The sequence below is a fragment of the Pseudobacillus badius genome, assembly GCF_002189605.1.
GTDB lineage: Bacteria > Bacillota > Bacilli > Bacillales > Domibacillaceae > Pseudobacillus > Pseudobacillus badius.
This window is the reverse complement of the sequence record NZ_MWMM01000002.1, coordinates 32184-44998: the sequence shown is the minus strand read 5'-3', so window position 1 is coordinate 44998 and position 12815 is coordinate 32184. Positions and strand designations below refer to the sequence as shown.

General features: G+C 41.3%; 15 protein-coding genes and 1 pseudogene. 11 read left to right on the top strand and 5 right to left on the bottom strand.

The window, feature by feature from the left end; genetic code table 11:
- The first annotated feature begins 73 nt into the window (after positions 1-73).
- Entirely contained in the window at positions 74-457 is a 384-nt protein-coding gene (locus B1A98_RS03190) for a VOC family protein (protein ID WP_063385795.1), read from the top strand.
- A gap of 216 nt (positions 458-673) precedes the next feature.
- Positions 674-1174 carry a DinB family protein gene (locus tag B1A98_RS03185; RefSeq protein ID WP_063385796.1) on the top strand — a complete coding sequence of 167 codons (501 nt, stop codon included), beginning with the start codon at positions 674-676 and terminating at the stop codon, positions 1172-1174.
- Between the two features lie 99 nt (positions 1175-1273).
- Here B1A98_RS03185 and B1A98_RS03180 read toward each other — a convergent pair.
- Together B1A98_RS03180 and B1A98_RS03175 are read right to left on the bottom strand one after the other, a co-directional pair.
- Positions 1274-1972 (bottom strand): annotated as a pseudogene (locus B1A98_RS03180) (DUF421 domain-containing protein).
- 142 nt (positions 1973-2114) lie between these two features.
- The gene (locus tag B1A98_RS03175; protein ID WP_063385797.1) at positions 2115-2513 is read right to left on the bottom strand and encodes a DUF1259 domain-containing protein; all 399 of its coding nucleotides are present in this window, start codon (positions 2511-2513) and stop codon (positions 2115-2117) included.
- 278 nt (positions 2514-2791) lie between these two features.
- Here B1A98_RS03175 and B1A98_RS03170 point away from each other — a divergent pair, with 278 nt between their 5' ends.
- Both B1A98_RS03170 and B1A98_RS03165 read left to right on the top strand, forming a co-directional pair.
- A complete protein-coding gene (locus B1A98_RS03170; protein ID WP_063385798.1) occupies positions 2792-3289 on the top strand; it encodes a hypothetical protein in 498 nt (165 codons plus the stop codon).
- A gap of 417 nt (positions 3290-3706) precedes the next feature.
- A complete protein-coding gene (locus tag B1A98_RS03165; protein ID WP_063385799.1) occupies positions 3707-4135 on the top strand; it encodes a cytidine deaminase in 429 nt (142 codons plus the stop codon).
- 192 nt (positions 4136-4327) lie between these two features.
- Here B1A98_RS03165 and B1A98_RS03160 read toward each other — a convergent pair whose 3' ends face one another.
- Both B1A98_RS03160 and B1A98_RS03155 read right to left on the bottom strand, forming a co-directional pair.
- A complete protein-coding gene (locus B1A98_RS03160; protein ID WP_063385800.1) occupies positions 4328-4780 on the bottom strand; it encodes a hypothetical protein in 453 nt (150 codons plus the stop codon).
- 320 nt (positions 4781-5100) lie between these two features.
- Positions 5101-5787: a hypothetical protein gene (locus tag B1A98_RS03155; protein WP_063385801.1), complete on the bottom strand. Its 687-nt coding sequence runs from the start codon at positions 5785-5787 to the stop codon at positions 5101-5103.
- Positions 5788-6232: 445 nt separating this feature from the next.
- On the opposite strand from B1A98_RS03155, the gene B1A98_RS03150 reads away from it, so the two are divergent.
- The 5 genes from B1A98_RS03150 (at position 6233) to B1A98_RS03130 (ending at position 10023) form a co-directional block, all read left to right on the top strand.
- The gene (locus B1A98_RS03150; RefSeq protein WP_041096633.1) at positions 6233-6604 is read left to right on the top strand and encodes a GntR family transcriptional regulator; all 372 of its coding nucleotides are present in this window, start codon (positions 6233-6235) and stop codon (positions 6602-6604) included.
- A 4-nt stretch (positions 6605-6608) separates the two neighbouring features.
- A complete protein-coding gene (locus B1A98_RS03145; protein ID WP_063385802.1) occupies positions 6609-7475 on the top strand; it encodes an ABC transporter ATP-binding protein in 867 nt (288 codons plus the stop codon).
- The gene (locus tag B1A98_RS03140) at positions 7468-8073 is read left to right on the top strand and encodes an ABC-2 transporter permease (protein ID WP_063385803.1); all 606 of its coding nucleotides are present in this window, start codon (positions 7468-7470) and stop codon (positions 8071-8073) included. The genes B1A98_RS03145 and B1A98_RS03140 overlap by 8 nt, the downstream gene beginning before the upstream one ends.
- Positions 8074-8352: 279 nt before the next feature.
- Entirely contained in the window at positions 8353-9315 is a 963-nt protein-coding gene (locus B1A98_RS03135; RefSeq protein WP_063385868.1) for a helix-turn-helix transcriptional regulator, read from the top strand.
- A 75-nt stretch (positions 9316-9390) separates the two neighbouring features.
- The gene (locus B1A98_RS03130; RefSeq protein ID WP_063385804.1) at positions 9391-10023 is read left to right on the top strand and encodes a type 1 glutamine amidotransferase family protein; all 633 of its coding nucleotides are present in this window, start codon (positions 9391-9393) and stop codon (positions 10021-10023) included.
- Between the two features lie 122 nt (positions 10024-10145).
- On the opposite strand, the gene B1A98_RS03125 is transcribed toward B1A98_RS03130, so the two are convergent.
- Positions 10146-11060, bottom strand: a complete 915-nt coding sequence (locus B1A98_RS03125; protein WP_063385805.1) for a LysR family transcriptional regulator — start codon at positions 11058-11060, stop codon at positions 10146-10148.
- Between the two features lie 259 nt (positions 11061-11319).
- Here B1A98_RS03125 and B1A98_RS03120 point away from each other — a divergent pair, with 259 nt between their 5' ends.
- Positions 11320-11850 (top strand): cupin domain-containing protein, encoded by a 531-nt coding sequence (locus B1A98_RS03120; protein WP_063385806.1) that lies wholly within the window; start codon positions 11320-11322, stop codon positions 11848-11850.
- Positions 11851-11974: 124 nt separating this feature from the next.
- Positions 11975-12778, top strand: a complete 804-nt coding sequence (locus tag B1A98_RS03115) for a dihydrodipicolinate synthase family protein (RefSeq protein WP_063385807.1) — start codon at positions 11975-11977, stop codon at positions 12776-12778.
- Positions 12779-12815 lie beyond the last annotated feature (37 nt).

Here is a 12815-nt window from a genome sequence, read left to right as displayed (position 1 = left end):
GGCCGATAAAAAGGTTATTCGTGTGAACTGTAGAAATAAATAAGAGCATGAAAACATGTAAGGGGGAAACGAAATGATTCACAAAGTCGGCCAAATTATGCTTTATGTAAATGATCAAGATGACGCGGTGAAATTTTGGACGGAAAAAGCAGGATTCACTGTTATTTCTGAAGAAGATAACGGTCAAGGAATGAGGTGGATTGAAGTTGCTCCAACAAAGGAGTCAGAAACGAGTATTATTCTGCATAACAAGGAATTCGTTGCTAACATGTCGCCTGGATTAAATCTTGGCACACCTTCGTTAATGTTCTTCACGGAAAATCTTGATCAATTACATCACGACTTATCAAATAAAGACATCATAGTCGGAGAAATTGTAAATATGCCTGCGGGAAGAGTATTTAACTTTGCAGATAGCGAAGAAAATTACTTTGCAGTTATGGAAAAGAACAAATAGGCCAGGCTTCTCAGGCAGAGCGGTTTGACGAGATATAGTTGCCGGCAAAAATAAAGAGAAGTTTTTTTCTTGCTTTAAGAGCAATTTGTTTTGCTCTTTTTCTTTTGGAAGGGGGCGCAATCCTGCCCGGCTAGAGTCCGTTACACTGACAGCAAGGAGGACGGGAAACCGTGCTGATAAAGAAAAACAGGATAAGACCAGAATGGGGGAATTCCTATGGCGAATCAAATCATTCAGTTGTATGAGTATCATGCTTGGGCTAATAAGGCTGTTTTTGAGCATTTGCGAAAGTTGCCTGAAGATAGATGGCAGAAGGACATAGTAAGCGTGTTTCCATCTGTTTGTCATGTTCTGGCGCACATTTATGCAATGGACACGATGTGGCTCAGTGTTATGAGGGAACGGCCGTTTAACGAGGCGAGAGAGCTGTTGATGCAGCTGCTTGATGAATCAAGCAGGGAGAGCTTGGAAGGCATGGAGAAGCGATTCATTGAAACTGAAAATAAGTATCGGGATTTCTTGAATATAGCGGATGTTGAGAAGATTATTCCCCTCTCACATCCTGTACACGGCTCTATTGGCACCCCGTTGTCAGACTTAATACAGCATGTGGTCAATCACGGAACCTATCATCGCGGCAACCTGACGGCTATGCTGCACCAGCTCGGCCATAGCGGTGTTCCGACCGATTATGTCTTTTATCTCTATACAGTATGAGAACGGCAGCCTTCCGCATTCATGAAACAGGCAGGCCGCCAACAAAGCTGACCTTCTGATCGGGCCCTAGGAAGACAACAGGAAACGCGCGATCAACATTCAATGAAGCCGATCATTGTTAGTATCGATATACAATGTGCCATCTTTTTGCACTTCAGCATAAAAGACGTCTTCAATAGAGTGAATACCGGCGGACTTTAGCTGCCTGCTTAACCATTGGCGGTTTAGATTTAAGCTTTGTAAATGGTCATCGTTTATTTCTCCATCTGAAATAACAGCTGCCGGAATGGAGAAGATATCTGTGCGAGCTTGTTTCAGGTTCACACCACTCTTTGCTGCCGGCTGTTTTGCTTCTTTTTTCATAACGGAGAGGCTGCCATCCGTCTCAAGAATTGCATAGTCAACGTCAGAAATTGAAAATACATTTTTCTTTCACAGCAAACTATTTAGTGAGTCTAAATCCAGCCGGGCCTTGCGGAGAGCATGCTCCATTATTTGACCTTTCCTAATCATTATAATTGGATTCCCGACAATAGCATAACGGGCTGTTTTGGATTTTATATCTAAAAACCCAAGCAAAATAGTGAAAACCGTCCAACCGGCAAGTGCGATTAAGCCATTGCGAATGCTGAACGAAGGATCCACCGCAAGAGAGGCGCCAATGGTCCCGATGGAAATAGCAGACACAAAGTTGAAGAAGGTCATTTGTGAAATCTCTTTTCTTCCCATAAGCCTTGTTAAGGCCAGTAAGGCAATAAATGCAATAGCCAGTCTAAGTAGCAGTTCGTCAATTGCCACTGGTTGGACTCCCTCCTTAAGAAAGTGGATTATAGTACGTTATTGTTCCAACTTTCTAGTTTCTCATGCAGCGATTTTCACAGCAGGCTATCGGCACCTGCCGAAGGGGGCTTGTTCTCTCTTGCAGGAATCTCCAGGGCTGTTATCCATTTGTTTTTAGCAGCTTAAACGCCTCAGCTACTTTCCGGGCAAAAGATAAGGGAGGTTCCACGGACTGAAAGTGGACATAGAGGATATTCGGCTTCGTGTACAGCCAATGATTATGCAGAGCACTTCCTATGATCCCGCTTTTAACAAGAGCATTTGTGAATCGGGGAACTTCTTCCTCAAGAAGTACCATTTCTCCGAGATTAAGCGCATTGCCTTTCTGATCTAATGACTCAAACATTATTTCAGCATGAAGTTCGCCGCGGCTTGGCCGCCCTTGAATGGTTACATGGAGATCGCGGTCCATCTCTACAGAACAAACGCTATGTGTGATCGTCGGCTTTTTATTAAATACTTGAGCGTATTGCTGGCATAGCATGTTGAAGTTAACCATTAGGCAACATCCTTACTATTTTTTATACAATGTATGTTGATGTGCTTATTTGGCAGCTTGTATAAGAAAAGGTTGTTGATGGGGGAGGACTGGAGTGACTGGAGGAGAACGAGGGGCACTTAATGGAAGAAGATGAGATTTGGCTACTCATCAGCTGGCGATTTCAGCATCGAAGTAGATCTTTAGGTGAAGCCCCCCTTGTTGCGGATGCATGAACTAGGAGGCAGAGCGTTCACATACATATCTGCAATTTATACAAGAAATACGAGGTGATTTCATTGTTTACGATTGAAAAATATAGCCATACAGTGAAGGAAAGCTTACAAAGAAGCTCAGAAGAATTAATTCAACAAATAAGAAAAACGCTTGATTTTAATTATTACGATCAGATTGATTTATTGGATTATACGGCATTTATTCAGCCGCATGAAATTTCAATCGTGATGTACTCTATGGATAGGAACGCAAATGAGGTTTTTTATCAGGGAAGTGAAAGCAATATTTTTGCGGGCAGTTATGACCTAATAGAGGATGTTGAATATTTTAATCTGCTTGATGACCAAGAAGGTGAATTTTGGGCGTTTTATGAACAGCATGAGGAAGAGATCTCCAAAATCGAAACACAAATAATGGTAGATTGGTTCAAAGATTGCTGGAAGCGAGCAGGCGGAGAAAGGGTTAAATTACAGTCCTATTTCAGCTTCCATGATTATGATCATTGCTTTGATTTGCAGAATAATCAATGGATAACTGACGGAGACAAATGGTTGGACTAAAAACGGAAACTAGAAAGCCTGCAAAAAGATCTGTTTGTTTAGTTGGCCCCTATAATCGGTTAATAGGAATACCAGGGGAAGCGTCTACCTGAAAGGCAGAAGAAGAGCTTCCTATTTTAAGTGGAAAGATCAGAAAACCTGGAGGACCTCCCTTTAAAATGCTTATGTGCATTCCGACAATCATTCGGACAGGCTTTTTATGTTGTGTAAAACGATTGTTGTGAGCAAAAGCAGGGAGAAAATCATCGAGAAAGCTAAGAGAACAAATTTTATAGCCCGGGCAATAGTTGCTTAAAAATTGCGTGGGATTTCTCAGGGAAGGCTCCCAGCAGCATCTATTCGGGTTCAGGAGGAGAGAGTAGTAAAAAGTACTTCAGCATTAATAGCTGCCATAACGAAATGGAAGAGAGATGGAATTTGAGCATGGAACAACAATTATATAACCTGGTAAAAGATTTAATTGAGCAAAGATATCCTCACGGCTGGGGAGGAGCCGCAGCCGTTCGCGTGGAAGATGGAACGGTTTATACGAGCGTTGCGCCAGAGGTGATTAATGCTTCTACGGAGCTGTGTATGGAAACAGGCGCAATTTTAGAAGCGCATAAATTTAAAAAGAAGGTAACGCATTCTATTTGTCTTGCAAGAGAAAATGAACATGCCGAATTAAAGGTTTTATCCCCATGCGGTATATGTCAAGAACGTTTATTTTATTGGGGACCGCACGTGCAATGTGCGATCACCAATCCTAAACAAGCAGTGATTTTTAAAACACTGCAAGAGCTTCAACCGTATCACTGGACAGACGCCTATCATGATGAAATGGCGGAAGAATGGCGCAAACGATAAAGAGACTGGTTTCCCAACATAAACAGCCCCTGTCTTTCAGCGCCTTCAATTAGTAACACTTTATCGAGAATAATGCAGCAACACGAACAGCGCGAGTACCAATTGAGGCACTCGCTGTTTTAGTTCGTTCAGATCTAGTCGCTTGTCAGCCATGTGTATCTTGGCGTTCAGCTAAAAAGGACAACTGTTTTTTCAACGTCCGGCTCTCCCGTAAAGATAATCTGATGTCACAAAGACTCCAACAGGCGGCAACGCAGAAGTACTCATAGGAGGTCCAGTTAAAGCGGTGGTGGTCGTAGCAATCCAAGTTCCGCGCTCTCCTGCTTGCAAAGAGGGAGGCTTCATGATGAGAGATCCACTTAAAATAAAATGCCGGGCTCTAATAGAGGGGTCATCGAATATAGACAAATGACCAGAATACATGGCATAAGGTGAATCAAATCTTATTTGTTTGGTGCTTTCATTCCAATATCCACTAATCGGAATATCAGTGCCGCGGAAGTTGATTGTGCCAGTTACATTGTTGCCCCTGACAGAGTTGATAACGAATGTACCTGAAACGAGCGGTCTGCCAGCTACAGTGGAGTCGATGCCCCATCGCGACGGGGAGGGCAAACTGAACTCGATGTTCTGAGGAGATGGCAAAGCGGATACCCCCTTTCTTTTGATAATAGTTTATGCAGGGAGCTTTAGTGTGGGAATACAGAAAAATTGACTGGATAAAGTGATGGTCTATCTCGCTGCTGATGGTGTTTCGAAAGCCCCCTGCTCACTTCAAGCGTTTGATCGATTTATTTTTAAACAGGCATCATTCTACGGCTGCCTTCTTTTTGCGCTTTCTGTTGATTGGAATGGAAAGCAACAGTCCCTATTCACAAACAAAATAAAAAGACTGCGGACAAACTTCCATTTTCATGGAACATGTCTACAGTCTGAGACCCCACTGCATGGAGTGGGGTCTATTTTTATTGCCAGTGTTTCTTCCAGCTGCGGATAACTGCTCCAGGGTTGTTATACTTCGGGAAAGAACGAGTTTGAGTCGCTTTAGCCGGGTTGATTGTGATAGCGGTAAATGCCCATCCATCTTGGTCATCCAAAGCAGTCAAATACTTGTCTTTTGCAAGTATTTGCGGACGTTTGGAGTAAGGAAGCGTATCACCTTCGATAAGTTTCGTCAGCACGCCGTCCTTCATATAAAACCAATGAGCCGATTCATAGCCGACACCCGAAGCAGAAGCAACCATCAGCATATCCGGCTGGCCTTTATATCTGGCAGGAACCGTATAAACCGTTTTGCGAGTAGCGTTCAGCAGGTAATCCTTAAAGTAAAATTTCGACTTTTTAATATGGCTTGTTTTCGGGTTATGTGTGTAAAGCGTATAGTTGCCTGTGTAAAGCAAATCGCCTTCATCAGCATCAATCCCGTTCGCTTTCGCCCAATCACTCCGGTCTTTAGAGGCAGTTGCCTTTTTCTCTCTTACGCCCGCGAAATACACTTTATATAACACACCATTCGCATCTTTCAGTGTGTGTGTAACTCGGCTTTGCTGCGGTGTAATCGGATTTTTCGCTGCTTCTGCGGACGGCTTTAAAGCGGTGAAGCCAATTAATAATAAAACCATAGATAGAATCACTTTCAAACACTTTTTCATTTCTCGTCTCTCCTTTCATTCTGCAAATACAGTGTATCATACGATTTGGAAAATAAAAATAAAAATGGGATTTTTAACTAATTTTTTACGGAAGTAAATATAGATTTCATGCAAAGGAGAGGGGCTTTTTCGGGCAGTAATGTATTAAACAGGTGGGCGCTGAGATAGAAAACAGCTGAAGACGTGGATACAGTGGTACAAGGCAGGCGCACTTCACCGTTTTAAAATAGGGGTATTCCTCCGTAAAGGGATGTGAATGTAGGCTATTATTTTTAAAAGTGATAGATCAAGTATCCTTTCTTTTCGGAAAAAATGGTTGCACAACGCTTGATTTTTGTATATATTGTACATGTTATATATATATACAATATATACATGTCGGTTTTGAAGGGAAAAGAAGAGCAATTACTACTGTATTTCTAAAAAATAAAGAAGAGGGATTGGCATGAAAATAATTATTTCCAACAGTTCAAAGGAGCCGATTTATGAACAAATTACCAATCAAATTAAATCGTTTATTTTAGCAGGCGAATTGCGGGAGGGGGCAGCCATCCCTTCTATGCGCAAACTGGCGAAGGACTTGCAAGTTAGTGTCATTACGACGAAACGCGCCTATGAGGAGCTGGAGAAGGCAGGCTTTATTTATTCTATTGTCGGAAAAGGCTCTTTTGTCGCAGAGCAAAATGTAGAGGTCATGAGAGAGAAGAAACTGAGGGTCATCGAGGAACAGCTGAGCGCCGTCATAGCGAATAGCAGAGAAATGGGGCTATCACTCGATGAATTGCAGCAGCTAATGAAGATTTTATATGAGGAGTGAGAAAGTGGAAAATGTAGTTGAATTAAAAAATGTGACAAAAAAATTCAAGGATTTCTCCGTTAAACCTATTGATTTGCGAGTGAAACAAGGATTTATAACGGGATTCATTGGAGAAAACGGCGCTGGCAAGTCGACAACGATAAAAATGATGATGAATCTATTAAGGCCAGATGCCGGGGAAATAAAGGTTTTCGGGTTGGACTACAGGACACATGAGAAGGCGATCAAGCAACGTATTGGATTTGTGTATGATGGCAATGTGTTTTTTGAAGGGCTGAACTTAAAGGATATCAAACGTATTGTAGCACCAGCTTATCAACGCTGGGATGATGCACTGTTTTATCAATATGTAGAAAAATTCCAGCTGCCGCTTAATAAAGCAATAAAAACCTTCTCAAAGGGGATGCAGATGAAGGCCTCATTAGCGGTAGCACTATCACATCATGCAGAGCTGATCATCATGGATGAGCCAACGGCAGGACTAGACCCCATTTTTAGGAGAGAATTGTTGGGGCTCCTGCAGGAATTAATGGTTGATGGTGACCGCACGGTTTTCTTCTCTACACATATTACAACAGACTTAGACCGCATCGCAGATTATATAGCTTTTATGCAGGGCGGGAACTTGGTATTTAATCAGTCTGTTCATGATGTAGCTGAAAACTATGCGCTCGTTAAAGGAGGAGTGGATCTTCTGGATAGAGACACTGAACAGGCTTTTGTTCATGTTCAGCGTGCATCAACAGGATTTGAGGCATTAACAGATAATATTCAAGCAGTGAAAGATATTTTCGGAGACACAGTGGTCATGGAACGCGCTTCTCTCGAAGATATCATGTACTACTCGAAAGGGGGCGTATCTCATGTTTAATTTAATCAGACGTGATGTCATACTGCAGAAAAGGCAGCTCATCACCTTTATTCCTTTTATCTTGTTCTTTATTATAATGGGCGTTCCCCCGGTTTTGACTTTTCTGGTTGCCAGTATTTTCATTCCATTTAACACATATGCGTACGATGAAAAGGCAGAGACGAATATATTATTAAACTCCTTGCCTTATACACGTGCCGAAATTATCGCATCACGCTATCTTGGCGCTATCGTATATATGATTTTATCTATTGGGGTGACCAGTCTGGCATTATTTGCTTTCAATCAATCTTTTACTATAGCTGATGTGGCGATTGGCAGTGGCTTATTCTTATTGTTTGCCGGGCTTACCTTCCCATTATTTCAGATATTTAAACCAGGCTATATTACAACCGTTATTCTTATTAGCTTTGTGATTTTAACATTGATAGCGCGGCCTATGATATCATTTATAGCTGAGCACTTAACAGCCATCACCGGTTTTATTGCCAATGTATCCGTCCCGGCTTTATATACGGGTGCGGCACTTGCTATTCTGACCGTCTATGTGATTTCTTGGGGGGTCACCACTATAATTTACCAACGAAAGGCGTTCTAAGCGGGTTTAACACTCCTTGGACAGAGCCTAATGAAATTTCTTCAAAAACATTTCCTGATACTGCGCAAAGAAGGAATCCGTTTTGATCATCTTTTTTCAAAACGGGTTTATTTTTATTTTGGAGCTGCATCTTCCATAGGAGATTCATTGAACAGGCTTACCCGCAGCCAGCTCCCGAAGCGGTTGTTCAAAGTCTTTTCGGAGAGAGGCACAGGAGAAAGCAGCCGGATGGTGGAATGCTTGGACCAACTTACATTAAAGAGACAGAGGTGGAATTGTATGCCTAAAATGGACAATATGCTAGCCATCCTATGGATGCTTAGTTCAGGCAAAAAAATAACTGCAAAGCAAATTTCCGAAAAGTTAGAGGTGAATATAAGGAGCGTATATCGTTATATTGATACACTTTCAACAAGCGGCGTGCCTATCATTTCAGACACAGGACATAACGGCGGCTACACTTTATTAAACAATTTTATCCAGGCGCCGCTCTTTTTTGATTCTGAGGAGCAAACCTCTCTGTTTCACGCTGCCGTTTTTGCAGAAGAAGCCGGATATTATGGAGGCGAAGCGCTGCATCGGGCGATGTCAAAGCTAAGCAACTATTCGAATCAAGAGCAGGAAGTAAAGGTCAACCGACATGTAACTAGTCTTGAAGTAATCAGTCGAATCAGTTCCCTTTCACTAACGCCTTTCTTGAAGGAGCTGGAGCAGGCCGTAGCTGAAGGCTGCTCTGTGAACATTCACTACCATCAAAGCGGGACAGAGCTATTCAAGTACAGGCTGATTGATCCGTACAAAATTATTTATTGGAATAATAAATGGTATGTGATTGGCTTTTGTCATCTTAGGAGGGATTTCCGCAGTTTCAGGGTAGATCGGATGGAAAGCTTGATGGTGACGGAAAATAAGTTTAACCGGACAGAAAACTTTTCTGCCCATGACTTTTTTATGAAGAATCTCCTGCCAACGACAGAAAATAAGGAAGAGATGGTTTCAGTGGTTATTACTGGGGATATAAGGGCATTGGATGATATTTGCCAGCATTGGTTTTTAGGTCATTATTTACAAGAACGGACGTCAAAGCAAGCAGTGTTTTTTCTTGAAAAAGATATGATACATACATACGTACCTTATTTGCTTTTACCCTATGGCAAATCGCTTCAGGTTATTGAGCCAGCCAGCCTTAAGAAAAAGCTTATTGAAATTCTGTCGGAATTAATCAACTTTCATCAAGTATAATAACTTCCCTGACGTTAGCTGTCAGGGAAGTTATCTTATACTAGGCTATATGAATGGTGAGGGGAGCGTTATTGGATGAAAACAAAAAAAGCTTATCTGTATGTATTTCATACCATGTCCGATTGGGAATACGGATATTTAATTGCTGAATTAAACTCGGGCAGATATTTCAAACAAGGTAGAGCGCCTTTAAAGGTAGTTACGGTAGGAACGACTAAAGAAAGCATCATGACAATGGGAGGGGTGAATATAAAACCGGATATTTCCCTTGATGAGTGTACGTTTGAGAGTAAAGATCTGATCATTTTACCCGGCGGGAACACGTGGAGGGAAGAGATTCATCAACCTATTCTGAAAACAATTGGTGCAGCTTTAAAGCTTGGCACGGTTGTTGCGGCCATTTGCGGGGCAACTGAGGGCCTTGCAACGATGGGCTATCTTGATTCTAGAAAGCATACAAGCAATAGCCTGGAGTATATTAAAATGGTTTGTCCTGATTATAAAGGAGAAAGATTTTATGAGATGGGACCTGCCGTATCCGATAAGAATTTGGTGACTGCATCAGGGGTAGCTCCTCTGGAATTTGCCATGGAAGTACTGAAAAAATTGGATGTATTCGCACCGGACACGTTGCATTCATGGTATAGCCTAAATAAGACTCATCGACCTGAATACTTCTTCCAGTTAATGAATTCGATCAAACGTTAGATAATCGGAGAAAGTACTTCAGACAGTCTTGCTGGGTGACCACTATCTATGAATATCCTCTGATTAAGGCAAATCCCCGCTGAAGAAACCTGAATTCAGCGGGGATTTGCCAGTGCAGCTTTCTAGTCAGTGCTTTCAGTTGCCCTGTTATTTAAATGAAGCGACATATCTTTTAGGTTCTTAATGAAAATATGTGCGGCAGCAGACAGATATTTGTCTTTTCTGTAGACGATTCCAATTTCCCGAGAAAGATTGGAATGTGAAATTGGAATAATTTTTAAACCGCCATGGCTAAGGTATTCTAAGTAGGGTTTAGGCAATATGGTTATTCCCGCACCTTCTATAACCATATTAATTAACGACTCCATGGTTGTAATTTCAAAGACTGGTTCGGGAACAAAGCCTGCCTCCTTACATGCCTTATTAATAAGCTGCCTGATAAAATAATTTTCCGGAAGCAAGATCGAAGGTGTTGTCTGCAGCGCTTCTAAGCCTAATATCCTCTCTTTTTCTAATGGATGGCCAACGGGTACTGCAAAGGCCATTTCCTCTGTATATAAAGAAATTGTTTCTAATTCTTCCCCTTTCATAGGCAAGAAAACGATCCCAAAATCCAGCTGATTCTCCAATAAATGTTTTTTGATGTCCCCAGTACGCAGCCCAAATACGGATACCTTAATGGCGGGATACAGGCGATGAAAATCAAGCAGGACAGGCGGAATAAGATAGTTTTCAACTGTTAATACGGTTCCGATAGAAAGGGTTCCCCTTTGAAGTCCATTCAATTCATTGATTGAAGTTTTTGCTTGTTCTATTTCCGAAAAAATATTGCGGGTATATTTTAAAAGTAATTTTCCCGACTCGGTAAGATCTATCTTTTTGCCTATGCGATCAAATAAAGGTGTACCTATCTCGTGTTCTAATAACTTAATTTGCTGGCTTAGAGAAGGCTGAGTAATCCCAACCTTTTCTGCAGCTTTTGTAAAGTGAAGTTCTTGGCAAACGGCATAAAAGTATTCAAGTTGTCTTAATTCCATTCTAAAGTCTCCTTATTTAAAAAATCATCCGTAAAATTCCAATCAAACAATCTGCAGCTATACAAGCTAAGATCATAGTTTTAACCTATCATTATTATATGAATAATTGAATTGAACTATCAATTATCCTATCTTAAACTATTCATAACATAAAAGTCCAACTTATTAAGGTAGTTAGGTTAAGTATGGAACATCAATTAGGATAACGAAGCTTTTGATTGATGCTTTTATGGATTAAAAATTTAAGGGGGTTCACCAAATGAGCAATGAAAGAACGGGTATTATCAGCTACAGGGAGTTTTTGAAAAAGAGCAGGAAGCCGGCCATTCGGGCATGTTCCTGGAAATGGAAAGATATTTATCCTTTGCTTAATCAGTCTGTATCAGAGGATTTTCTTGAAGCTGGACGCGGAACATTATCGCTCATTCATAAGGATACGGGAGATTCGTATGGAACGTCATCAACGATGAACGTAGTAGTTCAGGTTTTCAAACCTGGTGAGCATAACAAGCCGCACCGCCATACGAATGTAGCTTTAAATTTAGTATTTCAGGGGGAAGGTTTTAGTATCGTAGATGGCGAGAAGATTGAATGGGAAAAAGGAGATCTATTCCTGGCTCCGCCTTGGTCTTCCCATGAGCATTGCAACACCTCCGAAACAGAGGATGCTATTCTTTTTACTTTCCAGGATGTTCCGGTTCTTACTTCAATGGGCACCTGGTTTTTGGAAGAGCCAGTGGGGACTGCACCCCGTCACATAGTAAAACCGGATGCGCCGGTAAAGAAGTAATAAAAAGTACTGGCAGGCAGCTGCCAGACACACATTTTATGCAAACTCAAAACAATGCAGTCATTGAAATGTGATCGAACCTATAAGTCTTAATTTTTGTAATGAATACTGGAGGATTAAATAGATGAAAAATTTTAATGTGGCTATTCCCACGCCTTTTCACGAGGATGAGAGCATATACTTTGAAAGCTTTAATCCTATCGTTGAGTACTTAACTGATAACGGAGTAGAGTCATTGCTTGTATCGGCTACTACAGGTGAACAAAACTCGATGAGCATCGAAGAGCGAATGCAAATCATTGATTATTTTAACCAGCAGAAGTTTACACATGTTGAACTTATGTTTGGTGTATCAGCTACAAGAACCAAGGATGCCATAAAGCTGATCGAGAAGCTGAATGACTCTGTTTTCGATGCCATTCTCATTCAGTTTCCTCCCTATATCCAACCGACACAAGAACAAGCGATTTTCTATATAAATGAGCTGTTGGGTCACACAACGAAGCGTGTTGTGCTTTATAATAACCCGTTCCGAACAGGGTTTGAGCTGAGTGCCGAATCACTTGAGACACTTATGAATCAAAAGCACGCTAACCTTGTAGGGCTGAAAGAAGAGAGCGATGTGAAACGCCATAAGCACACAAGTTTACCTAAGGATTTTATTATGTTTGCTGGAGGGGATGTCAACTTCACAGAAAAGGTAAGGGAGGGGTGCAACGGACTTTCCAGTATGGTAGGGAATGTCTACCCTAAAGAAATAAAGCAAGCCTTCAATGATCTCTTAATGAATAAGCCGGTTGATCTTAAAAGCATCAATCAGCTGATTAATAAAGTAACGCATCATCAGACAATTATAAACATAAAAAAACATTATAATTCTTTAGGCATAAAAGTGGGAAGCTGCCGTTCTCCTATTAAAGCTATTTAAATGTTGAAAAAAACACTTTAAAATAACCGCTGAAATA

Bases quoted from the DNA above. Each gene is read 5' to 3' on its own strand.
- B1A98_RS03115 (WP_063385807.1), top strand. From the start codon at position 11,975: ATGAAAAATTTTAATGTGGCTATTCCCACGCCTTTTCACGAGGATGAG.
- B1A98_RS03125 (WP_063385805.1), bottom strand. From the start codon at position 11,060: ATGGAATTAAGACAACTTGAATACTTTTATGCCGTTTGCCAAGAACTT.
- B1A98_RS03175 (WP_063385797.1), bottom strand. From the start codon at position 2,513: ATGGTTAACTTCAACATGCTATGCCAGCAATACGCTCAAGTATTTAAT.
- B1A98_RS03120 (WP_063385806.1), top strand. From the start codon at position 11,320: ATGAGCAATGAAAGAACGGGTATTATCAGCTACAGGGAGTTTTTGAAA.
- B1A98_RS03190 (WP_063385795.1), top strand. From the start codon at position 74: ATGATTCACAAAGTCGGCCAAATTATGCTTTATGTAAATGATCAAGAT.
- B1A98_RS03140 (WP_063385803.1), top strand. From the start codon at position 7,468: ATGTTTAATTTAATCAGACGTGATGTCATACTGCAGAAAAGGCAGCTC.
- B1A98_RS03185 (WP_063385796.1), top strand. From the start codon at position 674: ATGGCGAATCAAATCATTCAGTTGTATGAGTATCATGCTTGGGCTAAT.
- B1A98_RS03150 (WP_041096633.1), top strand. From the start codon at position 6,233: ATGAAAATAATTATTTCCAACAGTTCAAAGGAGCCGATTTATGAACAA.
- B1A98_RS03135 (WP_063385868.1), top strand. From the start codon at position 8,353: ATGCCTAAAATGGACAATATGCTAGCCATCCTATGGATGCTTAGTTCA.
- B1A98_RS03155 (WP_063385801.1), bottom strand. From the start codon at position 5,787: ATGAAAAAGTGTTTGAAAGTGATTCTATCTATGGTTTTATTATTAATT.
- B1A98_RS03130 (WP_063385804.1), top strand. From the start codon at position 9,391: ATGAAAACAAAAAAAGCTTATCTGTATGTATTTCATACCATGTCCGAT.